This is a genomic window from Desulfovulcanus sp. (genome assembly GCF_982781345.1).
In genome coordinates this window covers 1-23,510 of sequence record NZ_CEYAEZ010000037.1, presented here as the reverse complement: position 1 = coordinate 23,510, position 23,510 = coordinate 1, and the positions used below count along the sequence as shown (strand labels likewise).

The window sequence follows — 23,510 nt, the reverse complement described above, 5'->3', positions numbered from 1 at the left end:
ATAAAAAATCAAATAAACAGGATAAAAGATTTTTCTTACGAAGAATTATTAGATATATACCACGAGTTTAAAGAAAAAGCACAAGCAAAAGGATGTTATATATATGAAGCAACAACGGCCAAAGATGCAAATAATTACATATTAAAAGTATGCCAGAAACATAATTCTCAGATAGTAGTTAAATCAAAATCAATGACTTCAGAAGAAATAAAATTAAATGATTTTCTAGAAAAAAATCATATATCTTCCATAGAAACTGATCTTGGAGAATGGATACTACAATTAGCTAAGGAATCTCCCAGTCACATGGTAATGCCTGCTATTCACAAAAGTAGACAACAGGTAGCAGAGCTCTTTACGAATGTTTTACAAAAAAATGTCGATCCTAACGATATACAAACAATGGTTAATATTGCTCGCACAGAGTTGAGAAATTATTTTTTTCAAGCCAAGGTTGGCATTACTGGAGCAAATGTTGCTGTAGCTGAAACAGCTACGGTAGGCATAGTTACTAATGAAGGTAATGCTAGACTTCTCACTACCATTCCAGATGTTCACATTGTTTTGCTTGGTTACGAGAAACTAGTAAAAACTTTTAAGGAAGCACTACAAATTATCAGAGCCTTACCCAAAAGTGCTACAGGTCAGATTATCAGTAGCTATGTGAGCTGGATAACCGGCTCTTATTTGGGCAAACATGGAGAAAAAGAAGTTCATTTTGTTTTTTTAGATAATGGCAGACTTCCACTATTTAAAAACAAAGCACTCAAGGAAGCTTTAAAGTGTATCAAATGTGGCAGTTGTGCTAATGTATGTCCTGTTTATAAACTTGTTGGAGGACATATATTTGGAGATACTTATGTAGGAGCAATAGGATTAATTTTAGCTAGTTTTTATGGAGATGAGAAAAAAGCAAATGAAATTTTAAAATTATGTATAGGATGCAAAAGTTGCTCTGTAAATTGTCCTGCTGGTATAGATTTACAACGTCTTATTTCCGATATAAACTTGGCTATCACCCCAAAATATGGTCTCGATAGATCTAAGAAGATACTATTTTCCTATATTACTCCTAATCCATATATATTTAATACAGCCGTAAAAATAGGTAAATATATTCAAAAACCTTTACAAAATGATAAACAACTTAAAAATATTCCTCTCACAAAACATAATTTTAAAATTTTTCCTTCTATACCAAATTATAATTTTAGAGAAGCATATAAAAATTTTTACAGTAATAAAAATAATAAAATATATAAAAGAAAAAAGATGCTCTTTTATTCAGGCTGTGCTATAGAATATATTTTCCCAGAAATAGGATTAAGCTTATTAAAAATATTATCAAAATTTAATCTAAAAATAGAAACACCTTCTAAAACTATATGTTGTGGTCTCCCTGCCATACACTATGGTGATATAAAAGGAGCTCAAAAAAATATTTTAAAAAATATAAAACATTTAAACGATGACTATGAAGATATAATTATATTATGTCCCAGTTGTGGCACCACTATCAAAAATGAATTTAAGAAATATATATATAATTCTCCCCAAGATTATAAAAAAATAATCAAAATATCCCAAAAAATTAAGTCGTTATCGCAATTTATCGCAGAAAACAATTTAAAATTTAAATACACAAAAGAATACCGAATAACTTATCACACTCCTTGTCATCAAAAACATGGTCTAAATTTCTCCAGTGAAGAAATCTTAGCAAAAATAACGGGCAAATACTTTATGCCTTTAAAAGATACAGATGTATGTTGTGGATTTGGAGGGACTTTTTCTTTTGATTTTCCAGAGATATCAAGTCAAATTTTGGAAGAAAAAATTAGTAATATCGTCGAAACAGGTGCACAAATTGTAGTAACTGACTGTCCTGGATGTATAATGCAAATAAGAGGAGGGTTACTAAAAAAACAAATTCCGATAAAAGTTATGCATCTTTCTGATTTTTTAAATTTTTATACCGAAATTTCTAACTAGTCGACCCTTAAAAAGTCTATATTTGATAGATTTGGTCTCAATATTTTTTATATCAGGCTATAACAAAAGAAAAAATTTAGGTTTTACTTCTCTAAATTGGCCCAAAAATATTTGGACAAAAAAAATAATACAAGCTGACTCATCAGCTTCTTGAAATATTTGTACTAGTCAAAACCAGCAATTAAAAGTGCAGCGGATCTCTTGAAACCTCACACTTCTTGAAACCTCTCATGTAATAGTAGCTGACTTATTTTTCTGCTAATTTTCTTGATTTAATAAAATTAAGAGTTTTCCAATCACAACTTAAGGTATTTTAGGTTTGCCTTAGTTACTCCTTTGGCTAGCAAATCTTTTGTGGGCTCCTATCTCCCATCCAATTTCCTTTTTCCCAGACTCCCCTTTGGCCGTCATAGCTTCTTTACTTCCGCCCTGGCCCTGGCAAAGCCCAATTTAATGCACTCCAAGATTAGGTCCCGTTCCAGTTCGGCTTGATCTGCTTTTTTATCATTTTTTAATCTTCTAATCTTATTTCATCTTTATCCCATTCAACAAATATAATCTTTTTAGGGATAGCTAGGCGTCCCAATCCAAACCAGCCTGCCGTTTTAACAACGCTATCTAAATATTTTACAACTTGACCATTAGGATACCGGACATCAACTTCTATATACATTATTAATTTCTTTCCCCCTCCCGTTGAAAATTCTGATGAAATAATAGTTGTTCCCTTTGGGTAATAACATTTCCATGTATCTCCAGCAAAAGCAATATTAGAAAATGAAGCAATAAAAAACAAAAAAATAAGAATAGTAGCCTTAAACTTTCTCATTTTATCTTCTCCCTTTTTTATGTCCGTATGGATATATTTAAGTTATCAATTAATATAAATCAAGTTGGGAAAACACAGTGCATTTCAGGATTTAGTCAAAGTCATTGGCTAGAGAAGCTGAATGATTTTAAGATGTTATAGAAAATATATTTTATCTTGATTTTACTTCACTAAAGCTGCATCCAAAAATTTTGGAAAATTATAATTATCTTGATTCTTGCAAGGATCGTTTATTTTTTCTGATCAGGCTTTCTTATATGAACATCAAGGGGTATAAAAATGGATCAAAAATATATTTTAAAACTTTTATTAAATGAACTGGAAAAAGTTGATGATCAAATTATTAATGATATTGTTTACGGAACCCATCTGCTTGGCATCGGAACTGAAAAATTTGGTCTTGCTTCCTGGGCTTATCATCAAAAAATTAGTTCAGATACAAAATTTCCACCCATGCCTTTGCATAAATCAGCTCGCGAGGCTGCCAAACTCTTGTTGAGTTCAAATCCATTTGAAGCATCTTTAGGTTTGGCCTGTGTTAATAGTTTGCTGAAGATAGATAATATTCCTCACCAAAAAAACATTAAGGCTCAGGATTTAATTGTCAGATTTGGTGAGAATAAAAATGTGGCTGTTATTGGTCACTTTCCTTTTGTAAATCGCATACGTCACAAATTTGCCAACTTTTGGGTATTGGAAAAAAGACCTCGTCCAGGAGATATCATTGAAGATGAAGCTCCATCTGTTCTACCCAGAGCTGATGTTGTCGCTATCACTGCAACTACGCTGGCCAATAATACTCTGGCAACCATTTTAGAACTAACATCACCTCATAGCTTAAAAATCATGCTGGGCCCTAGCACCCCCCTTACGCCAATTTTATTTGAGTTAGGCATTGATGTTTTAGCTGGAATAACAGTTCTGGATAAAGAAAAGGTTAAGCACAGTATAAGTGCTGGTCTTCCTTTTAAAAGGGTAGAAGGAGTGCAACGTGTTGTATGGGCAAAACGCAATATCTTGTAATTAATTAGCATTTCAAATCACTAGTGTCAGCTTAAAATTTTTAATAATGGTAACGGGTTAGGTGGGAAGAGCGCATGTTTCGGATACAAGCTCTGAGACTTTTTCTTTCCGTTATTTGAAAGTATAGCAGATACACGAAATGTTCCCATAAGGTGAATTTTCTGGGCTGTCTTTTTGGCCCACGCTGTTTGGCAACCCTGGAAAAAATTTATCTGGGCATAAAGGACAGAAATTGATTAAAAACTGAGTTATAAAATGCCATGCGCAAAGCCTCCTGTTTTTTTTCTTTAATTCCAAAATAATCTTATCATAACAATATGGTTTCATTTCCTATCCCTTTCCAGAAAGGCCATAGAAAACATCAAAATGCCCCAAAAAACCATTTTTTATAAAAAAATGACCTGAAGTACATTTTCGAATACAGTGTTCCGAAATTAACTCCCTAGCAGCTTCAATCGCTCAAAACTGTTGGCAACTATATATTACCTGATATTACCTGGAAAATATCCAAGAGTTAACCGGACACTGGTGACGAAAGAGATTCTATAGAGTACAATTATTTGCATGAAGGGCGCGTGTCCTTAGTTTAAAAATTTACCTTTTTTATTCTTGACCAATGAACATTCTTGGATTTAGAAGACTGCGATTTTTTTAAACAAGTCTTTTTAACCGCCTTAAAATAATGGAGGAAACAATGGCTGTCCATGTGGTTAACCATCCTTTAGTCAAACATAAATTGGGGATCATGCGAAAGCACGACCTGAGTACTAAAAACTTCCGGGCTCTGGCTTCCGAATTGGCCAGGTTGCTCACTTATGAAGCAACCAAGGATTTGGAAACAGAAAAGATAACCATTCAGGGTTGGGCTGGGCCCGTAGAAATAGAGACAATTAAAGGTAAGAAAATTACTGTGGTTCCTATTTTAAGGGCAGGACTAGGCATGCTGGACGGGGTCATTGATCTCATTCCCGGAGCCAAGGTTAGTGTAGTCGGCTTATACCGTAACGAGGAAACTCTTGAGCCTGTACGCTATTACGTCAAATTAGCAACAAATATTGAGAAACGAATTGCTTTAATAATCGACCCTATGTTGGCCACAGGCGGAACTCTCCTGGCTACTATCGAATTGCTAAAGGAAGCCGGGTGCAAAAAAATAAAAGCTCTTTCTCTAGTTGCCGCCCCGGAAGGCCTGGAAAGAGTAACCAAAGCTCATCCAGATGTGGACATATATCTAGCCAGCATTGATGAGAAGCTGAATGACAAAGGTTACATTCTTCCCGGACTGGGTGATGCCGGAGATAAAATTTTTGGAACTAAATAGGCACCAATCGGTGCCTATTTTTTTGTCAAAAGTTAGTCTCAAGCCATATGAACGGCGCTTTTTTTATTCTTAGACAAGCTAATTAGAACAGCTAGGAGGTGTAAATGACTACAGAAAATGCAACAGAGTACCAATTTCGGCTCAAGGACAGTATTGTTGGAGCACAAATGCTCTTTGTAGCCTTTGGAGCCCTGGTTCTCGTTCCTCTTTTAACCGGGCTTGATCCTAATGTGGCTCTCTTTACTGCCGGAGCCGGAACACTGCTTTTTCAGTTCATTACTAAACGCAAAGTACCAGTCTTTTTGGCATCTTCTTTTGCCTTTATTGCTCCCATTATTTATGGAGTACAGACATGGGGTATTGCTGGCACTTTGTGTGGTCTGGCTGCAGCAGGAGTTCTATATGTTATATTGAGTATACTTATTTCCATAAGAGGCACAGCTATTTTAGAACGTGTCCTCCCTCCCATTGTCACTGGTCCGGTAATTATGGTCATTGGTCTCATTCTGGCTCCGGTAGCCGTGCATATGGCCATGGGTAAAACTGGTGACGGATCCGCAGTTTTAGTGCCAGAAAAGACAGCTTTGTTTGTATCAATGATCTCTCTGGCCACAACTATTATTGTCTCCCTTTTTGGCAAAGGAATACTTCGTTTGATTCCCATTCTTTGCGGGATTATCGTTGGTTACATAATCTCAATTCCCCTTGGTCTTGTTGATTTTACTCCGGTCAAACAGGCTCCTTGGCTAGCAGTACCCAACTTTACTTTCCCTGAGTGGAACCTGCAGGCTATACTTTTCATTCTCCCAGTAGCCATTGCTCCAGCCATTGAACATTTTGGCGACATCTTGGCCATAGGCTCTGTCACCGGGAAAAATTATCTTGAAGATCCGGGAATAAATAAAACCCTGCTTGGAGACGGTCTAGCCACTTCATTGGCCTCTTTGGTTGGTGGTCCACCAAATACTACTTACTCGGAGGTTACAGGCGCAGTAGCCTTGATCAAGATATTTAATCCGGGAATCATGACATGGGCTGCCATCTTTGCCATTATTCTCTCCTTTGTGGGCAAAGTGGGCGCTCTTTTGCAAACTATCCCGGTTCCAGTAATGGGCGGGATTCTGGTCCTGCTTTTTGGAACTATCATGGTTGTAGGCGTAAACAGCCTTATTAAGGCCCAAGTAGATTTGATGCAGCCTCGGAACATGGCTATTGTGGCCATAATTGTTGTGTTCGGGATTGGCGGAATGACCTTTTCCGCAGGAGAATTTACATTAAAGGGAATTGGGCTGGCCGGCATTACCGGAGTCCTGTTAAACCTAATCCTGCCCAAGAAGGGTAGTTAAACGCCTCATCATAAGAGTCTGTGGCCAAACCACATTTTGACTACCAGGATTGAGAAAAACTTATGAAAAGTTGCCCTTTGGGCAAAGTTTGGCCACAGTCTCATAAAGGGATAAGAGATAAAAAACTTACCTTCACCCCCCTCTGCTTTCTCTTATCCCTTGCCCTTATCCTTATCTCACAACTTTATATCCTTCCTCCTCCACAGCCTTTTTAATCAAATCCGGATCTACCTCACCGTCTGTATCTAAATAGGCCTGTTTTTTTTCTAAACTGACTTCAACACTCTTTACCCCGGGCACAGAAGAAATAGCCTTCTTTACTGCCTGTACACAATGAGAACAACTCATACCTTCAATATTTAACACCTTCATGATGACCTCCTTAAGCTGAGTTTATAAATTACCAACGTATTTTCTTGTTAATAAGAATATGACCTTACCTAAATTCTCATTATTTTCGACGACGGTGTCCCTGTCCCAAAACCACTCGGCTTCATAAGAAAACACATACGCTACAACCTCATTGATGTATAAAAAAATCTTTTTTTCAAGTTTATCAGACTAAATATTCCGGTCAAATTTAGACTTGAATTTTAAATTTGTCTAATTAAACTGACAAACAGTCAGCGTGTCCAGCAAAAAATCAACCTAAGACCTAAATTAAGCGATTCTTAATTGAGTTTTACATTAAACATATTGGAATCAAAGTAGATTTTGAGCCAGCAATTTTCACTTAATGGGTGAGATTGCCTCGGGCAGCTCGCTCCCCTCGCAATGATAGGATGAGCGTTAAGTCTTTGCGAAAAGCGTTAACCTTGACGCAAGTTCAAACCTTAAACTGCAAAGAAATCAACCTAAAAGGTTAATCAAACCAATGACGTCCAAACACCAAATTCGACAAAAACTTCTTAAAAAACGCAACAACTTAACTCCGGAGCAGGTCGATTCATTAAGCTCTACTATATTAAAAAATTTTTATAGTCTGAATCTTCTGGATAGGGTCAGAGAAGCCTTTTTATACCTACCCATTAGGAACGAGGTAAACACCTGGCCCCTTTTACAAAAATTCTGGGAACTAAAAATTTCTACCTTTTTGCCCCACTGTGATAAAAACGAGTGCGGAAAAATGAATTTTTATCTAGTATCAAACCAGAAAGAGCTTGGCAAAGGAATTTTCAATATTCCTGAACCCATCCCTGAAATCTGCTCCCTCTATAAAGGAGAAGGACCGGATCTTATCGTCCTGCCAGGAGTGGCCTTTGACCAAAAGGGTTATAGATTAGGCTATGGCCAAGGTTATTTTGATCGCTTTTTACCCGAACTTGATTCAACTAAGACCAGAACCGTGGCTCTTGCCTATGACTTCCAGGTACTTCCATCCCTGCCCATTGATCCCTGGGACAGGCCAGTGGAGATTATTGTCACAGAAAAAAGGATAATACAGTGCAGGAAGCGATAAGATTTGAAGTTTACAGAGTCTGTGGCCAAACCCTATTTTAACCGCTGATTGAAAGTCTTGGTTTCTGAAATGCATTACAAACGGCTTGGGTAACCCATCTTGGTGAAGCTTGCGGAAAAACAGAGCATCGGGGCGAATAGGCTAAATGTTTTGCGAGATTGACCATAACCATCGGTAAAAAAGAATATTTGTTTACCCAAAATATCCCTTTATGCTCTGTCCGCAAGTAAGTTTTGAAAACAGATCCAAGTCTTTGTACCAGCATGAAAGAAACCAAGACTGAAATAAAACCATGGCAATTAAGTTGATAAAAAGGTTTGAGCACAGGCTCTATAGTTATTTAAGTTCTGTATTTTAACTGATTAAGATTGCTAGGTAAGGTAACTGTCATCCCGCTCAACTAACAGACTGCTCAACTAAACCAAGAGTAAATATCAAGATGAACATAAAATTCTCTTTTCCCGGTCTGAAAAACATAATCTGCGTCTTTGGCACCAGACTTGGCGGCCAGAGTCAGGGACCATATATGGCCAATAACATCTCTCTCGAGGTGGGAGATGAACAAAAAAATGTCCTGGTCAACAGGCAAAAATTAAAACATGACCTTGGGTTTAGTAAGTGGATAGAATTAAAACAGGTTCATGGGACAGACATCCATTTTGATCTTGAGGAAGAAAGTCTATCTGAAATCCAGCAAGAAGGTGATGGACTTGCCACACAAAAAGCGTCTATTGGTTTGGTCATTAAAACCGCTGACTGCCAGCCTATTTTTTTAGCCCACAAATCAGGTCGATTTATTGCTGCCTTGCACTGTGGCTGGAGAGGAAACAGGGCCGATTTTCCCATCATTGGAGTGCAGAAATTTTGCTCGCGCTACAACTTGCAGCCCGGAGAAGTTTTAGCTGTACGCGGGCCAAGCCTTGGTCCATGTTGCGCAGAGTTCCAAGATTTTGATGAACACTGGCCGCAAAAATTTGCCCCGTATTTTACTCCTGAAAGCCAGTGTATGAACCTCTGGGCGCTGACCAGGGATCAACTGCAAAAAGCTGGCATCAAACCTGAAAACATATTCAGCCTTGACCTCTGCACCAAATGCCTTGAACAACTGTTCTTTTCCTACCGGAGGGAAAAGACTTGTGGCCGTCAGGCAAATATTATTTACATAGTTCAATGAATTATCGAGGAAGGCTGCGCCCTTTGGGCTAGGGTCACGCGTAAGTCATGAGCCGTACCAAAGGGCGTAGCGTAATTTGTCAGTAAGTCGACTAGCGAAGAGATTATATTTAAAGGAGCTCCTCGATCGGCGTATATTCCAATCCGAAGGCCTCTGCCACCGCTTTATAGGTTATTTTACCTTTAACCACGTTAGCACCAAGTCTAATCTCGGAATTTTCCTCCATAGCTCTTTTCCAACCTTTATTGGCGATTTCAACCGCATAAGGGAGTGTCGCGTTGGTCAGAGCCAATGTCGAAGTCTTGGCCACAGCTCCGGGCATATTGGCCACGCAGTAATGTACAACACCATCAACTGTATAAATCGGATCGGAATGGGTCGTCGGCTTGGAGGTCTCAAAACAGCCCCCCTGATCGATAGCCACATCAACCAACACTGCGCCCTTCTTCATGCTTTTGAGCATGTCGCAGGTGATCAATTTTGGTGCCTTTGCGCCTGGAACCAACACTGCCCCGATAACAACATCGGCCTCTTTAACAAGCTTACGAAGTGTTGCCGGGCTGGACATCAGCGGGATACAATTACTCGGCATGACATCGCTTAAATATCTCAAACGATCCAGGTTCATATCCAGAATGTAAACTCTAGCACCCAGCCCGCAAGCCATTTTGGCGGCATTAATACCAACAACACCGCCCCCGATGATGACTACGGTGGCAGGCTCAACCCCGGGCACACCGCCCAGCAAAACGCCATGACCGCCATGGGACATTTCCAAGTACTTGGCAGCCTGCTGTGTCGCCATACGACCGGCAACTTCACTCATGGGAGTCAGCAAAGGCAGGGAACCATCCTCTTTTTGAATAGTTTCATAAGCGATGCAGATCGAGCCGCTTTTTATCAAGGCGTGAGTCAGCTCTTCGGCCGCTGCCAGGTGAAGGTATGTAAAAACAATCTGATCTTGCCGGATCAACTCATATTCTGATGGCAACGGTTCTTTCACATGCATTACCATGTCGGCACGCTCGAAAATTTCTGCGGGTGTATCAACAATCTCAGCCCCGGCTTTTTCATAATCTTCGTCCTGGAAACCGCTGCCGCTGCCGGCCGCTTTTTCAACAAGAACTGTATGGCCGTTTTGTTTCATTACCTCCACTCCCGCAGGCGTCATGGACACGCGATTCTCTTCTTCCTTGATTTCCTTTAAAATTCCTACGATCATTATTTACTCTCTCCTTGGTTTATGAAATTAGATGAATTTGAAATTTTTTTCAGGGCCAGACAAACTCAAATGCTGCTGTCTCTATGGTTTCAGCAAAATGTTTGCCATCTATTTGAAGGGAGGGGACTTGGGATTTAGGAGAGATTATGAATTGGAGTTACTTGAAAAAGGAGAGTTTTTAAAGAAAGACTATACCTATAAATTTCAGCAGGTTACATAAATAAACATTGAATATAAAAATCAAAAATGCAATTCGATTGTGCCATCAGCTTGAAAGGTGGGTACCGGCGAAGATAATCGATGATGGCAACAATTTATTCCAAAAACAACTCAATCTTGGTTCTATCTTGCTGAAAATATTATATTAACTACTTATGGTTGGTTTTATTTCCAGTGGTTCATTTTGTTGCCATTTCGATCTGGTATTTTTTTATTTTATTCAGCAAAGCGGTGTGCGAGACCCCGAGAGTCTGAGCTGCCTTACGTATGCTGCTGGATTTTTCAAGTGTTTCGACGATAATATTTTTCTCGTATTCAGCGAGCGCGGTTTTTAACGACCGGCTCCTCAACCCTTTATGGTGGGCGTGATTTAGCCCTCCTTTCATGTTTTTGCCGATTTCGTAACTGAATAAAATGCAATCGGCGTCGATCTTGTCTCCGTCACTCAGGATTGCCGCCCGCTCAACGACATTTTTCAGTTCCCTTACGTTGCCAGGCCAGCTGTGAAGGCATAATTTATTCAGTGCTTCTTTAGTGATGGATTGAACCTTTTTACCGAGTTTGGAAGCGAGCTGAAAAAGAAAGTGTTCAACCAGGATTGGAATATCTTCAACTCTTTCTGCCAACGGCGGGATATGGATCGGCAGCACATTAATTCTGTAGTACAGATCTTGCCGAAACAATTTTGCTTCCACCAACTGTTCTAAGTTTCGATTGGTGGCTGTGATAATACGAGTATTAACGGGTACTTCCTCGATGCCGCCTATTCTTCGGACACGCTTATCGTGTATGAGTCTTAAAATCTTTGCTTGAGCACTAAGCGGCATCTCGGCGATCTCATCGAGAAAAACGGTGCCATCCTTTGCAATTTCAAAAAGACCTGGTTTACCTTCCTTTCTGCCTCCGGTAAATGCTCCCCCGACATACCCGAACAATTCACTTTCCAGAAGCTGCTCCGGAAAAGCCGCACAGTTGATGGGAACAAACGGACCTTTCCTCCCACTTTCGGTATGGATTGCACGGGCAAACAACTCTTTACCTGTGCCGCTGGCTCCCCGGATCAAAACGATCGAATCCGTACTGGCGATCTTTTGAGCAAAGGAAATGGCCGCGGTAATTGAAGGATGCTGCCCGATAATATCTGTGAAGCTAATCTGGGTCGGCTCGGAAATAGATTTTGCCAAAGATTTTATTTCCTGCATATCCTTTGCAATTTCAACCGCTCCGATAATGCGACCGGAGGAATCCCAAATAGGCCGACCCGTAGCAAAATATTGATACCGTCCCGTCCTGGTGATTAGATTCTTTTTGACATTGGTATATGTTTTCCCCTCCAGGCATCTCAGGATACTATAATCCGGCAGGTTCAAAGTTTCTATACTTTGGCCAACCAACTGGTTGCCTTGACAGTTCAGGACATCCTTGGCCACTTTGTTGATAGTGGTAATCTTCCCATCTCTTCCAATGGAAATGACCCCGTCGCTTATGTTATCCAGAACAACACGAAACCTGTTTTCTCTGTCTTCCTGAGGGAGAGTTTCGATAAATCTGATTTCTATGAGATCCGATATCCTTCCGAGTATTTCGAAAATTTCTTCTTTTCTGGAGGCATGAGTACCGTTTTCAGTTTTGACATATACATACGCCTTGTCGTCTTTTCTCTGAACTTCCATGGAGACGATGTTAAACCCGTGCTCTGCGATCAAGGAGGAAATATCGGCTACAATTCCAACACGATCCCTAAAAATCAGCTCTAATTTAAAACTCAATTTGAACCTCTCATCGCATGCTGAAGAGCACTGGTACAAACAGCATTTTTGTTTTTGACGACCGCTAAAATTTTCAACGTACTTGTCAAACTCAATAAACCTTACACCTCTCCCAGATTATAGGCCTTAAGCTTCCGGTATAAATAACTCCTTTCCAGGCCAATAGCCCGAGCCAGTTTACTTACATTACCGCCGTATTCTTTTAATTTGTTTTCCAAAAACCAAGCTTCAAAACAGGACCTGGCCTGCTTAAAATTATTTGGTATATGACTTAGCTCGGGAAATAGATCCATCTTACTCCTTGATGCGGTTTTATTTTTTATTTCCGAAGGTAGCTTGCCCACATCTACTTCCTGCCCTGGATAGAGGATAAACAACCGCTCAACAAAGTTCTTCAGCTCGCGCACATTTCCCGGCCAGGGATAATTCTTTAAAACTTCAATGGCCTCTTCGGTAAATTTGAGAGGCTTGAAATTATGCTCCTGACTTAATTGGGCAATAAATTCTTCCAGCAAAACAGGTATATCTTCCTGCCGCTCTCTTAAGGGGGGCACCTCCAGAGGAAACACTTTCAGCCGATAATACAGGTCTTCACGAAAATTCCCCTCTTCTATTTCTTTAAGCAAATCTTTATTAGTGGCCGCAATGACCCGCACATCTACCTGAATAGTTTTACTTCCACCGATACGTTCAAAGCACTGTTCCTGTAAGATGCGCAAAATCTTGGCCTGAGTCTTTAAACTCATGTCGCCAATTTCATCCAGGAACAAAGTCCCCTTATGAGCCAGTTCGAATTTTCCTTTTTTTGCGCTTTGTGCCCCGGTAAAAGCCCCTTTTTCATGTCCAAAAAGTTCAGATTCTATAAGTTCTTCAGGAATAGCCGCACAATTGACAGCAATTAAAGGCTGGCTAGCTCTTTTACTCTGACGATGAATAGACCTGGCTACTATTTCTTTTCCGGTTCCGTTTTCTCCGGTAATTAAAACCCAGGCATCAGTCGGAGCCACCTGCTTGATTACCTGACGAAGTTCTTGAATAACCCTGGATCTGCCTGAAATTTCATGTACTCTATGGTTTCTAACCCGCAGTTTAAGCTCTCTGTTTTCCTGTCGCAGCCTGGCAAACTGTAAGGCCTTTTGCGCAGTAATGAGCACCTTTTCCAGAGACAAGGGCTTTTCTATAAAATCAAAAGCTCCTTTTTTGATGGCCTTAACAGCCGTCTCTATATTACCATGGCCGGAAATCATAACAACGGGTAGATCTGGATACAATTGATTTAACTTTTCCAAAACCTCAATACCATCAATTCCTGGCAGCCAGATATCCAAAAAAACAAGACCGATTTCTTCATTAATCTGTTCTAGCCCTTGCTCACCACTTTCTGCCTCCAGGACTTCATATCCTTCGTCCTCTAGAATCCCACGCATTGATACGCGGATACCTTGTTCGTCGTCTATAATAAAAATTTTTTCACTCATAAGCCTCGCTCTCCCACTAACTCACCTTACACGGGCAACTCCACCACAAAAACGCTGCCTTTGGGCTTATTGGGTTTAACCCGTACATAACCATGGTGGTCAGTGACAATAGACTTAACTATGGTCAGGCCCAAACCGGTTCCCCCTTTTTTGCGCGAATAATAGGGTTCAAACATTCTGCTCCTCTCTTCAGGAGTAAACCCGGGTCCATTGTCAGCAACCTCAATACTCACTCGTTGTAAAGGTTTATCATAAATGGCTCGAACCTGAACGCGGGGGTCTTCTTCATTGACTAGCACTTCGGCGGCATTGAGCAACAAATTCATAAACACTCTTTTTATGGCCTCGCGATCAAATTTAAATTTTGGAATCTCAGATAAAAACGTAAGTTCCCACTTGATATGGCGGTAGCTGTGCTCAAAATCTTTGACCAACTCTTCTAATAATGGAGCCAGATAATCAAGTCTCGGATGAATTTCAGGCAATTTGGCAAAGCCAGAAAATTCCTGAACCAAGGCCTGCAAATGCTCCACTTGCCTAATAATAAGCCTGGTGCATTGGGTAAAAACCTGGTCCTCGATCTGAGAAGAAAATCTTTTCTCTAGTCTCTGGGCAGATAGCTTAATCGGGGTTAAAGGATTTTTTATTTCATGGGCAATTCTGCGTGCTACCTCCTTCCAGGCGGCTAATCTCTGCATCTTTTCCAATTCTGTAATATCTTCAAACACCGCCACAATCCCTGACTTCTTACCTTCAGTACGCAATAGAACGGCATTGACCAGCAATTTAACCACTCTTCCGCCAATCTCTACATCTACCTGTCTTTGCCACTGCGAACCAGGAAGATTAGACAATTGCTCAAAAACATCGCGGATCATCTGGCCATATTCTCCCCGAACTAACTCCAAAGGAGACCGTCCAATAATTTTTTTACTATCTATGCCTAAAATAAATTCTGCCGCCTTGTTTATCGTACTAACCCGCCCCTGCCTGTCCAGAGAAATCACCCCCGCAGTAATATTATCTAATACCGCCTGCATATACCGACCACGGGCCTCTAATTCTATATTTTGCTGAGCCAGACGAAGATTGGCCCTGGTCAAACTTTCCTGGCTTTTCTCCAGATCTCTGGCCATATTATTAAATGAGCGAACCAATAGTCCAAGCTCATCATCAGACTGGTCTTCCAGGCGAACACTGAGATCTCCCCTGGCTATACGCTGGGTCCCGGCTGCCAAGGCCTGAACCGGGGCTGAAATTTCCCGAGCCAACTTAAAGCCAAACCAGATAGACCCCAGAATGATGAGCAGGGTCATGATCCCCAAGATAGTATACAAAGCAGCTTTAAGCGGATATTTCAATGATTTTAAATGCTTATACTCCTCAATTCCCCGAACTATACCGTCAAGTTTTAACAGTAATCCTTGATCTAATGTTTCACCTACTACCAGAAAACCGGTTTTGGCGTTGTCCACAGGCAAAATGCCCACAATCAGATCACCTTGAGTGCCAGGCCAGATAGCAGTCCAATACCTGGGCTTGTCCATAAGTTCCTTAAAGGGGATTTTCTTTTTTATCTCACTCCAATTTTTTTCCCACTCTGGCTGAGCATGCCAGTTTTGTTCATCCAGCTTACTGTTAATGACTCCGGTTAAACTTAGACCGTATTCATCTCTTTTTTGCAGTATAAATTTATCCATCCCCTTCCCACCCCACAAAAACTCCCGCTTACGGATCTCATTGAGCATTGTCAGGGTAGTCTTTTCCAACCTCTTTTTCGCTGAGTTATAAAAGGCCTGTCCCACTTCCAGTGCCTGTTGCATGGAATTTTCCACCTGAGACTTAAACCAGTAATCAACAGAGGTCTGAACAAACCTGACTGCAATGAAAAACATTAGTAAGGTAGGGATGATGGAAAGAGAGATAAAAACCAGAACCAGCCTAGTCCGAAGTTTAGCCCCTAAAACTTTGCGCCTGCGCTCGATGAGTAGCTTAAATACATTTCGTACAACCAGAAAAAGAACCAGTAGTAGAAGGATAAGATTGAGATTGAAGAAGGCCAGGAATAGATATGAGTTGACCCCAAAAAATTTGAGTTCAACCCAGCTTAAAAGGACAATTAAACCAATCCCAAGAAACGCCAGAATGATTTCTCTCTGCCGCCTTTTTCTCTCTCTACCGCTACTTGGATTGATGCTTATGGAAGAATTATAAGGCATGACCTTTGTTGCCTTCAAAGATAACTAGACAAAAAAGTAGCTGGATATTCTTAATAACTGAACTCCATTTCAAAATATTCCGGTTCTACTAAATCCCATGACCAAAAAAACAACGTCTTTTTTATCCACTCTGGAATTCCCAGAGTTTTGAGCGCTACTTCTACCTTCAACGAATAATTATGTCCTTTTTTAATTATAGACCAGGGACTTAGGGATATTTCTATATCCTGAAATAAACTGTTTATCTTTTGAGGAGAAAATTTGGGAAATTTATAATCTTGTCCAGAGATATTGATTACATACTCTCCCTTTAACATATCTTTATGCATGATAATTAAAAAACTTCTGTGTACTAAAGATTTATCCCAAATAAAATTCCTTTGCTCATGAACAGATGCTGTATAAACAAGGCCCAACCTTTCTCCTTCATCCAAGGATCTTTTTATAGCCCCAAAGCCTTCAATCTTTAAGTCAAATTTAACTTTTAGAGTTGCATTGGAATTATCTAAAACCAAATTATAAACTTCCAGACTCTGTGCCATTACAAATGGAGCAAAGCCTAAGAAACAAATAAAAAATAAAAAATAAAAAAGTTTTTTAGCCTTGTGGTGCATTAAAAAATTCAAGGTATAGGGTGTAGAGCAAAAAAATCCACATGATGCGCATGAAAAAAAAGTTAAATACCACATATGCCCTGCGTCTCAGAAATTGGGTTAAGCGACTTTTCCATGCGCATCTCAACAAACTTAAATCAGCACATCAGCCATAGAATAAAGCTTTCCGGAACTCTGTTTGGCAAGCCACTCTGCGGCGCGCAGTGCTCCTTGAGCAAAAGTTTCTCTGGAATGAGCCCGATGGGTAACTTCAATCCGCTCGCCAGGCCCTAAAAAGTAAACCGTATGATCACCAACAACATCGCCCCCGCGTAAAGTTTGTACTCCTATTTCATCTTTAGTCCGCTCTCCAATAATACCTTCACGGCAAAACTTACCCACATCATCTAATTTCAAATCTCTGGCCTGAGCTAAAACCTGAGCTAATTTCAATGCCGTTCCTGAAGGAGCGTCCTTTTTATACTTGTGATGAATTTCAGAGATCTCTAAGTCATATTTTTCACCTAATAGACGCACAAGCTCTGGCAAAATTTTAAGTAAGACATTTATTCCCACGCTCATATTCGGGGCCCAGAGCAACCTGGTGCTCTGAGCAATTCTGTGTAATTCTCGTAGTTGTTGAGGAGTGAAACCGGTAGTCCCAATTACCGCAGCCGTATTAAATTCTCGACATCTCTTGGCTGTATTCAGACTTACTTCCGGTATGGTAAAATCAATAACCACAGCCTGGGGAAATTTGGGTAAAAGTTCTCCAAGATCGGTGACCACCGGACAATCCAGATATTCCAGTCCATCCTCAAACCCGGACTTTTCTACAACCCCCATTAAACAAAAATCGTTATCTTCTTGGGCCAGAGAAGCAATAGTTGCTCCCATCCTCCCTTTTGCCCCCATAACAATTACTTGAGTACCCATATACATTACCCCTTCATCAGTTTATCGGTTTATTAATACTCGATCTAATCGAGCTGCAGGACAAGTACTAGAAGCTAACTAACCAATCAAATCTAAAAACTCATTCTCATTTATAATAGTTAAACCAAGGTTTCTGGCCTTATTCAACTTGCTGCCTGGGTTATCTCCAACAACAACATAGTCTACATTCCTGGATATGGCACTAACCACTTTGCCTCCCAGTTCCTCCACTCTTTTTTTGGCCTGAGGTCTGGACATAGAGTTTAGTCCACCTGTAAAAATAAACTTCTTGCCCTCAAGTTTACCAGGTTTTGTCGCCTTCTTAACAGATTTAGGCCACAAGCCTATTTGTTTGAACTCCGAAATAAGTTTCTTGTTGGCTGAATTTTGAAAAAATTTGTAAATGGACGCAGCTACTTCAGGACCAATGTCGGGTAAAGTTTGCAATTCTTCCGGACTAGCCTGAGCCAGCTCATCCAGATCCTTATAATTTTCAGCCAGGACACGGGCCGTTTGTTCACCAACCAAACGGATACCCAGAGCAGAGATGAGTTTCTTCAAACTGGCCTTTTTTTTGGCAAGCTCAATGGAGCGGAGTATATTCTCCGCTAGTTTATCTCCCATACGTTCCAGTGGCAAGAGGTCTTCTTTTTTTAACCTGAATAGATCAACGGGAGATTTAACAAGGCCCTTGCGTACCAAAGTCTGGACCCATTTTTTGCCCAAACCCTCAATGTCCAAGCCACTTTTGGACACAAAATGGATAAGGCCTTGCTCCAATTTGGCCGGGCAGGAAATATTCAAACATCGCCAAGCCACCTCATCGCCAATTTTGGCCACAGGACTATTACAGGCCGGACAGGTACGTGGAAAGTGAAATTCTTTTTCGCGGCCCGTTCTTTTCTCTTTAACAGGCCTGACCACCTCCGGAATAACATCCCCGGCCCTCTGCACGACAACCGTATCGCCTATTTTCAAATCCTTGGCCCGAATTTCGTTTTCATTGTGCAAAGTAGCCCTGGAGACGACAGCACCACTTAACGTGACTGGCTCCAAAATTGCCACGGGAGTCAAAACACCGGTCCGGCCCACCTGTACCGTGATATCCAGAAGTTTAGTCTGCCCCTGGTGCGCTGGAAACTTTAAAGCCAGGGCCCACCGAGGAGCCCTGGAAGTAGCACCTAGCTTTTCCTGCAAATGCAGATCATTTACCTTGACTACAATCCCGTCTATTTCAAAAGGTAGTCTATACCTCTTCTCCAGCATACTCCTATAATATCGGGCCACATCCTCAGGCCCGGGACAGAATTTTCCTTCTGGGACAGTGGCAAGACCAAGAGACTTGAGACCAGTAACAACTTCCTCCTGCGTTGTCCATTTAGGCTCACTTTTCCAACGTATTAAGCCAAGACCGTAGGCAAAAAACTTTAATGGTCTCTTGGCTGTAATTTTTGGATCAAGTTGTCGCAGAGAACCGGAAGCGGCATTTCTAGGGTTGGCAAAAACCTTCTCTCCCTTTTTTAACTGCTCTGCATTTAACTTCTCGAAATCCTTTTTTGAGATAATTACCTCGCCTCTCACTTCCAGGTATACGGGACAATCCTCACTCAAGAGGGTTAAAGGTAGATTCTTTATCGTCCGCATATTAGCTGTAATGTCCTCGCCTACCAACCCGTCACCACGTGTAGCAGCTGCCACAAATTGCCCTTTCTCGTAGATTACCTCTACAGCCAGACCGTCCAATTTGGGCTCAGCCCAGAAACTAGGCTCAACGCCGGGCGCAAGTCTTTCTATTTTCTGTACAAACTCCTGCCATTCTTCAAGAGAAAAAGCATTATCCAGGCTGTACATGCGCACAGAATGTGGTCTGGAGGCAAAACTTGCCAGAGGAGCTCCAGCAACTCTTTTGGTCGGTGAATTGGGGTCATCAAGCTCCGGATATGTCGCTTCTAACTCTTTTAACTCGGCAAATAACTTATCATACTCCGGGTCAGAAATAACAGGATCGTCTAAAACATAGTAGCGGTAATCGTGATAGTTGATCTCCTGACGTAACTTTTTGACCTTTTCCACAATTTCCAAGGGCACAGTCATCGTTAGAGGATCTCCTGCAATTTTTTGAAACTATCTTTTTTACCCACAGCCACCAAAGTATCCCCGGCCTCAAGAACGGTTTTGGGCACAGGATTATAAATCATATCTCCGGAGGCCTTTTTAATGGCAATAACAATCAAGTTAAATCTAGGCCTAATCTCGGATTGTATAAGGTCTTTTCCCACCAATTCAGAAGACTCGCTTATCTCAAGTTCTTCCAACTGCAAATCAAGATCTTGCTCCAGCAGTGCCAGCTCTAAAAAGTCAATCACTGTTGGGCGTAACGCTACCTGAGCCATGCGCATTCCCCCAATAATATAGGGAGTAAGGACGCGGTCAGCTCCGGCAAATTGAAGTTTTTTGATAGAGTCCTCGTGTTCGGCCCGAGCAATAATCTGCAAATCCGGCCTTAATTGCCTGGCGGTCAGCGTCACATAAACGTTTTGGGCTTCTTTGCTTAAAGTTGTGATCAAAACCTTGGCCTTTTTCAGATTTGCTGAAAGCAACACTTGATCTGAGGTAGCATCCCCATGAACATGTAAAATCCCTTCCATCTCCAGCTCATGAGCAATGTGTTCGTCTTCTTCAATTACCACTAACGGCAAATCCTCTTTTAAGATTTCCCTGGCCACAACACTGCCAATACGACCATAACCACAAACTATAAAATGATCTTCCAGATTGTTGATAATTTTTTGCACCTTTCGCTTCCCCCATAAAGCCTGGAGCCGCCCCTCCACAAGTATCTGGGTAAATGTACCGACCAAGTAAGCAAAGTTACCCACACCCATTAAAATGAGAACAGAAGTAAGCAAACGCCCCCTGGGACTTAAAGGATGGACCTCCAGAAAACCAACAGTAGATAAGGTGATCACTACCTGATAAAAGCTTTCCAGAAGAGTCCATCCCTCAACATAGTAATAAATGATGATTCCCAATAAAAAGACAAAGAATAAGGATATTGTCCCCAAAATCAGGGGAAGAAAAAATCCGTACTTAACTTTCCAGCGCAGAAAACGATTGGACAATACGTTGGTACTATGCATAACAAACTAGGACCTTGTCATTATTCTCGCACTTGTCCCTGTCCGAAAACCACGAATTTAGTACTGGTTAATTCTTTAATGCCCATAGGACCATAGGCATGTAGTTTGGAGGTGGAGATACCAATTTCAGCTCCCAAGCCGAACTGTCCGCCATCATTAAACCTGGTAGATGCATTGACCAAAACGGCAGACGCATCCACTTCCTGGACAAATCTTAAAGCCCGCTGATAATCTCTGGTCAAAATGGCTTCAGAATGATTTGAGCCATAGCGGGCAATATGTTCCTGAGCCTCATCCTGAGAGTTAACCACTTTCACTGCCAGATCCAGAGACAAATACTCCTGACCCCAATCATCTTCCGTAGCCGGGACTACATTTTCTGAAAAATGACTTATGGCTACCGGACAAGCATGAAATTTGACGCCTGCCGAACCTAGTTTCTGAGCAACCAAAGGCAAAAACTCTCCCGCGATTTCTTTATGCACCAGCAAACATTCCAAAGCGTTGCACACTCCCGGCCGCTGCACCTTGGCATTAAAGACAATGTCCAGAGCCGCGCTTACATCCGCATCTTTGTGCACATAGATATGGCACACCCCTTTGTAATGCTTGAGCACAGGCATGGTCGCCTGTTCGACAACCGCCCGAATAAGCCCTTCTCCTCCACGCGGAATAACCACATCTATAAACTCATCCAGTTTGAGCATGATTTTAACGGCTTCCCGATCTGTTGTAGGCAATAAAACCACACCCTCTTCGGGCAGTCCTGCCTGCTTTAAAGCCTGGGATATCAAACGGGAAAGGATCTGATTGGAATGAAAGGCCTCGGAACCACCCCTTAAAATCACTGCATTACCAGCTTTAAGACATAAAATAGCAGCATCAATGGTTACATTAGGCCTAGATTCATAGATAATAGCCACCACTCCCAGCGGAATACGCATTCGTCCGACCATTAAGCCATTGGGTCTTTTTTTCATTTCCTCAATCTCACCTACGGGATCAGACATGGCAGCCACCTCAACACAGGCTTGTGCCATGCCGGCAATAATCTTGGGAGTAAGCTTTAACCTATCTATCCGGGCCTGATCCAAGCCCCTTTCTTTAGCTGCGGACAGATCTAATTCATTGGCCTGGATAATTTCCTGTTCTTTCTCCTTTAATAGTTCAGACAATGCGTACAAAGCTGCATTTTTATACGCGCCTGAAGCAGTGGCCAGTTTTCTGCTGGCCTGTTTTGCCTGTTCTGCCAAATCAAGGATTTGCTCTTTTAAACTCATATCAACCCTCCTCCCCTTATTCTTTCATAAAGACACAAAATCTTGTATCCCTCTAATAACCAGATCAATCTTTCAAACATAAAAAAAAATAATCAACTTTACTAAACTCAGTTAGTTTACCTACTCTACCGCTCAACTACGCAACCAAATAAGCTAATCAAGGAACATCGCGTCTTTCTTTATAAACTGCACCAGAATCAAAGAAACTATACTCATGCCTGCCCCCATAAAAAAAGGGATCCGGTAATCAGTCATCCACAAAATCCCACCCACTACCGGAACAATAACCGCAACAATATGGTTAATGGTGAACCCAACAGCCATGCTTGGGCCAATATCTTTTGGATGGGCAATTTTTTGAAAATAAGATTTAATAGCTATGGAAAAATTAAAAAAAATGAAATCCAGGATATACATAAGCCCGGCAACCCATTTACTTTCTGTAAAGGCGTAGGTCAAAAAAATAAAAATCAAAGCCAAGTATTCCAGAGATAGGACCTTGCGCTCGCCAAAGCGATTGATGGCCTTACCGATCAAAGGACTGGCAAAGTAGTTGAGTACATTGTTAATAATAAACAAAACCGTAACTTCCTGTACAGTAAAGTTAAAGCGTTTAACAAGTAAAAACACGGCAAAAGCCATAAAAATTTGTCTTCTTGCACCGGCCATAAAGGTCAATGCATAAAAAAGCCAATACCTGGCCCTGAGAACCATTTTCTTATGCTGCACAGGAAGATTCTTATCACTCGGATCCTGCATTATGGCCCAGAATCCTCCAACGACAACCAGTCCACCCAAACAGATAAACATCTGCGTATAATTTAAAAACTTGGCCAAAATAAAAATAACCACGCCAATAGCAATATTGGTGGCAGAACATACGGCACGCAATCTGCCCAATACGATGGGAGCCATGGAGTATTCAAAATACTGCAGTGTCAGGGATTGATTTAAGGTTTCATAATAGTGAAACCCAAAAGACATAAGCAAAGTTGTAAAAACAAGTCCTGCAAAAGAAGGCAAAAGCCCGGTCAAACCAACACCCAACCCCAAAAAAATGACAGAAAGGGCAGCAAGCCTGTGCTCACTAATAAGAAAAAGCAAGTAAATGACCAGGAGGGCCAAAAAGCCTGGAATTTCCCGGATGCTTTGTAAAATGCCCATCTGCTGACCATTTATCCCGACCACCTCTACACTAAAGTTATTAAACAGGGTTCTCCACCCCTGAAATCCAGCAGCAGTGGTAATTGTGAGTACGAGTAAAAACAGGTACATTCTGCGTTGACTGACAGTCACTTTGCTCTCCTTGTAATTCGAGACAGTACACGAGCATTTCTAAAAGCCTGGTTATGAGTCTGTGGCCAAACCCCATTTTAACCGCTGATTGAAAGTCTTGGTTTCTGAAATGCATTACAAACGGCTTGGGTAACCCAATCTTAGTGATGCTTGCGGAAGAACAGAGCATCGGGATGAATGGGCTAAATATTTTGCGATACTGACCATAACTATC

At 41.2% G+C, this 23,510-nt stretch carries 19 protein-coding genes; 6 read left to right on the top strand and 13 right to left on the bottom strand.

The features are described 5' to 3' along the window. A partial coding sequence (gene ldhH / locus AC3WVG_RS07235) for an L-lactate dehydrogenase (quinone) large subunit LdhH (RefSeq protein WP_488797485.1) occupies positions 1 to 1,992 on the top strand: 1,992 nt, incomplete at its 5' end. A 511-nt stretch (positions 1,993 to 2,503) separates the two neighbouring features. Here the strand turns inward: ldhH and AC3WVG_RS07230 are convergent. Beyond that, positions 2,504 to 2,821 carry a hypothetical protein gene (locus tag AC3WVG_RS07230; protein ID WP_488797484.1) on the bottom strand — a complete coding sequence of 106 codons (318 nt, stop codon included), beginning with the start codon at positions 2,819 to 2,821 and terminating at the stop codon, positions 2,504 to 2,506. 279 nt (positions 2,822 to 3,100) lie between these two features. Between AC3WVG_RS07230 and AC3WVG_RS07225 the strand changes: the two genes are divergently transcribed. Continuing rightward, the gene (locus tag AC3WVG_RS07225; RefSeq protein ID WP_488797483.1) at positions 3,101 to 3,844 is read left to right on the top strand and encodes a Rossmann-like domain-containing protein; all 744 of its coding nucleotides are present in this window, start codon (positions 3,101 to 3,103) and stop codon (positions 3,842 to 3,844) included. A 40-nt stretch (positions 3,845 to 3,884) separates the two neighbouring features. Here the strand turns inward: AC3WVG_RS07225 and AC3WVG_RS07220 are convergent, their stop codons facing one another. Further along, complete coding sequence (locus AC3WVG_RS07220) at positions 3,885 to 4,052, bottom strand: DUF4372 domain-containing protein (RefSeq protein WP_488797487.1); 168 nt, start codon at positions 4,050 to 4,052, stop codon at positions 3,885 to 3,887. Between the two features lie 486 nt (positions 4,053 to 4,538). Here AC3WVG_RS07220 and upp point away from each other — a divergent pair, with 486 nt between their 5' ends. Then, positions 4,539 to 5,165 (top strand): uracil phosphoribosyltransferase, encoded by a 627-nt coding sequence (gene upp, locus AC3WVG_RS07215; RefSeq protein WP_488797482.1) that lies wholly within the window; start codon positions 4,539 to 4,541, stop codon positions 5,163 to 5,165. A 104-nt stretch (positions 5,166 to 5,269) separates the two neighbouring features. Further along, positions 5,270 to 6,511 carry a uracil-xanthine permease family protein gene (locus AC3WVG_RS07210; protein WP_488797481.1) on the top strand — a complete coding sequence of 414 codons (1,242 nt, stop codon included), beginning with the start codon at positions 5,270 to 5,272 and terminating at the stop codon, positions 6,509 to 6,511. A 171-nt stretch (positions 6,512 to 6,682) separates the two neighbouring features. Here the strand turns inward: AC3WVG_RS07210 and AC3WVG_RS07205 are convergent, their stop codons facing one another. After that, positions 6,683 to 6,883 carry a heavy-metal-associated domain-containing protein gene (locus AC3WVG_RS07205; protein WP_488797480.1) on the bottom strand — a complete coding sequence of 67 codons (201 nt, stop codon included), beginning with the start codon at positions 6,881 to 6,883 and terminating at the stop codon, positions 6,683 to 6,685. Between the two features lie 502 nt (positions 6,884 to 7,385). Between AC3WVG_RS07205 and AC3WVG_RS07200 the strand changes: the two genes are divergently transcribed. Continuing rightward, positions 7,386 to 7,970 (top strand): 5-formyltetrahydrofolate cyclo-ligase, encoded by a 585-nt coding sequence (locus AC3WVG_RS07200; protein WP_488797479.1) that lies wholly within the window; start codon positions 7,386 to 7,388, stop codon positions 7,968 to 7,970. Between the two features lie 439 nt (positions 7,971 to 8,409). Continuing rightward, positions 8,410 to 9,144 (top strand): purine nucleoside phosphorylase YfiH/LACC1 family protein, encoded by a 735-nt coding sequence (locus AC3WVG_RS07195; RefSeq protein WP_488797478.1) that lies wholly within the window; start codon positions 8,410 to 8,412, stop codon positions 9,142 to 9,144. Between the two features lie 109 nt (positions 9,145 to 9,253). On the opposite strand, the gene ald is transcribed toward AC3WVG_RS07195, so the two are convergent. The 10 genes from ald to AC3WVG_RS07145 all read right to left on the bottom strand — a co-directional run bounded on the left by ald (position 9,254) and on the right by AC3WVG_RS07145 (position 23,275). After that, on the bottom strand, positions 9,254 to 10,366 hold the full coding sequence (gene ald / locus AC3WVG_RS07190) for an alanine dehydrogenase (protein ID WP_488797477.1): 1,113 nt from the start codon (positions 10,364 to 10,366) through the stop codon (positions 9,254 to 9,256). A gap of 398 nt (positions 10,367 to 10,764) precedes the next feature. Continuing rightward, positions 10,765 to 12,354, bottom strand: coding sequence for a sigma 54-interacting transcriptional regulator (locus AC3WVG_RS07185; RefSeq protein ID WP_488797476.1), 1,590 nt, complete (start codon positions 12,352 to 12,354; stop codon positions 10,765 to 10,767). Between the two features lie 101 nt (positions 12,355 to 12,455). After that, entirely contained in the window at positions 12,456 to 13,832 is a 1,377-nt protein-coding gene (locus AC3WVG_RS07180) for a sigma-54-dependent transcriptional regulator (protein ID WP_488797475.1), read from the bottom strand. A 26-nt stretch (positions 13,833 to 13,858) separates the two neighbouring features. Then, positions 13,859 to 16,051, bottom strand: a complete 2,193-nt coding sequence (locus tag AC3WVG_RS07175) for a sensor histidine kinase (protein ID WP_488797474.1) — start codon at positions 16,049 to 16,051, stop codon at positions 13,859 to 13,861. A gap of 50 nt (positions 16,052 to 16,101) precedes the next feature. Further along, the gene (locus tag AC3WVG_RS07170) at positions 16,102 to 16,593 is read right to left on the bottom strand and encodes a DUF4390 domain-containing protein (protein WP_488797473.1); all 492 of its coding nucleotides are present in this window, start codon (positions 16,591 to 16,593) and stop codon (positions 16,102 to 16,104) included. Between the two features lie 204 nt (positions 16,594 to 16,797). Then, positions 16,798 to 17,580: a 4-hydroxy-tetrahydrodipicolinate reductase gene (dapB, locus tag AC3WVG_RS07165; protein ID WP_488797472.1), complete on the bottom strand. Its 783-nt coding sequence runs from the start codon at positions 17,578 to 17,580 to the stop codon at positions 16,798 to 16,800. A 78-nt stretch (positions 17,581 to 17,658) separates the two neighbouring features. Beyond that, positions 17,659 to 19,674, bottom strand: a complete 2,016-nt coding sequence (ligA, locus tag AC3WVG_RS07160) for an NAD-dependent DNA ligase LigA (RefSeq protein WP_488797471.1) — start codon at positions 19,672 to 19,674, stop codon at positions 17,659 to 17,661. A gap of 2 nt (positions 19,675 to 19,676) precedes the next feature. Further along, a complete protein-coding gene (locus AC3WVG_RS07155) occupies positions 19,677 to 20,720 on the bottom strand; it encodes a potassium channel family protein (protein ID WP_488797470.1) in 1,044 nt (347 codons plus the stop codon). Positions 20,721 to 20,740: 20 nt separating this feature from the next. Next, positions 20,741 to 22,000, bottom strand: coding sequence for a glutamate-5-semialdehyde dehydrogenase (locus AC3WVG_RS07150; protein WP_488797469.1), 1,260 nt, complete (start codon positions 21,998 to 22,000; stop codon positions 20,741 to 20,743). A 153-nt stretch (positions 22,001 to 22,153) separates the two neighbouring features. Continuing rightward, on the bottom strand, positions 22,154 to 23,275 hold the full coding sequence (locus AC3WVG_RS07145) for an MFS transporter (protein WP_488797486.1): 1,122 nt from the start codon (positions 23,273 to 23,275) through the stop codon (positions 22,154 to 22,156). Between the last annotated feature and the right edge of the window lie 235 nt (positions 23,276 to 23,510).

Coding starts and splice junctions, on each gene's coding strand:
- AC3WVG_RS07200 (WP_488797479.1), top strand. CDS start 7,386: ATGACGTCCAAACACCAAATTCGACAAAAACTTCTTAAAAAACGCAAC.
- AC3WVG_RS07150 (WP_488797469.1), bottom strand. CDS start 22,000: ATGAGTTTAAAAGAGCAAATCCTTGATTTGGCAGAACAGGCAAAACAG.
- ald (WP_488797477.1), bottom strand. CDS start 10,366: ATGATCGTAGGAATTTTAAAGGAAATCAAGGAAGAAGAGAATCGCGTG.
- AC3WVG_RS07205 (WP_488797480.1), bottom strand. CDS start 6,883: ATGAAGGTGTTAAATATTGAAGGTATGAGTTGTTCTCATTGTGTACAG.
- AC3WVG_RS07155 (WP_488797470.1), bottom strand. CDS start 20,720: ATGCATAGTACCAACGTATTGTCCAATCGTTTTCTGCGCTGGAAAGTT.
- upp (WP_488797482.1), top strand. CDS start 4,539: ATGGCTGTCCATGTGGTTAACCATCCTTTAGTCAAACATAAATTGGGG.
- AC3WVG_RS07195 (WP_488797478.1), top strand. CDS start 8,410: ATGAACATAAAATTCTCTTTTCCCGGTCTGAAAAACATAATCTGCGTC.
- AC3WVG_RS07225 (WP_488797483.1), top strand. CDS start 3,101: ATGGATCAAAAATATATTTTAAAACTTTTATTAAATGAACTGGAAAAA.
- AC3WVG_RS07175 (WP_488797474.1), bottom strand. CDS start 16,051: ATGCCTTATAATTCTTCCATAAGCATCAATCCAAGTAGCGGTAGAGAG.
- dapB (WP_488797472.1), bottom strand. CDS start 17,580: ATGGGTACTCAAGTAATTGTTATGGGGGCAAAAGGGAGGATGGGAGCA.
- ligA (WP_488797471.1), bottom strand. CDS start 19,674: ATGACTGTGCCCTTGGAAATTGTGGAAAAGGTCAAAAAGTTACGTCAG.
- AC3WVG_RS07210 (WP_488797481.1), top strand. CDS start 5,270: ATGACTACAGAAAATGCAACAGAGTACCAATTTCGGCTCAAGGACAGT.
- AC3WVG_RS07145 (WP_488797486.1), bottom strand. CDS start 23,275: ATGTACCTGTTTTTACTCGTACTCACAATTACCACTGCTGCTGGATTT.
- AC3WVG_RS07170 (WP_488797473.1), bottom strand. CDS start 16,593: ATGGCACAGAGTCTGGAAGTTTATAATTTGGTTTTAGATAATTCCAAT.
- AC3WVG_RS07230 (WP_488797484.1), bottom strand. CDS start 2,821: ATGAGAAAGTTTAAGGCTACTATTCTTATTTTTTTGTTTTTTATTGCT.
- AC3WVG_RS07180 (WP_488797475.1), bottom strand. CDS start 13,832: ATGAGTGAAAAAATTTTTATTATAGACGACGAACAAGGTATCCGCGTA.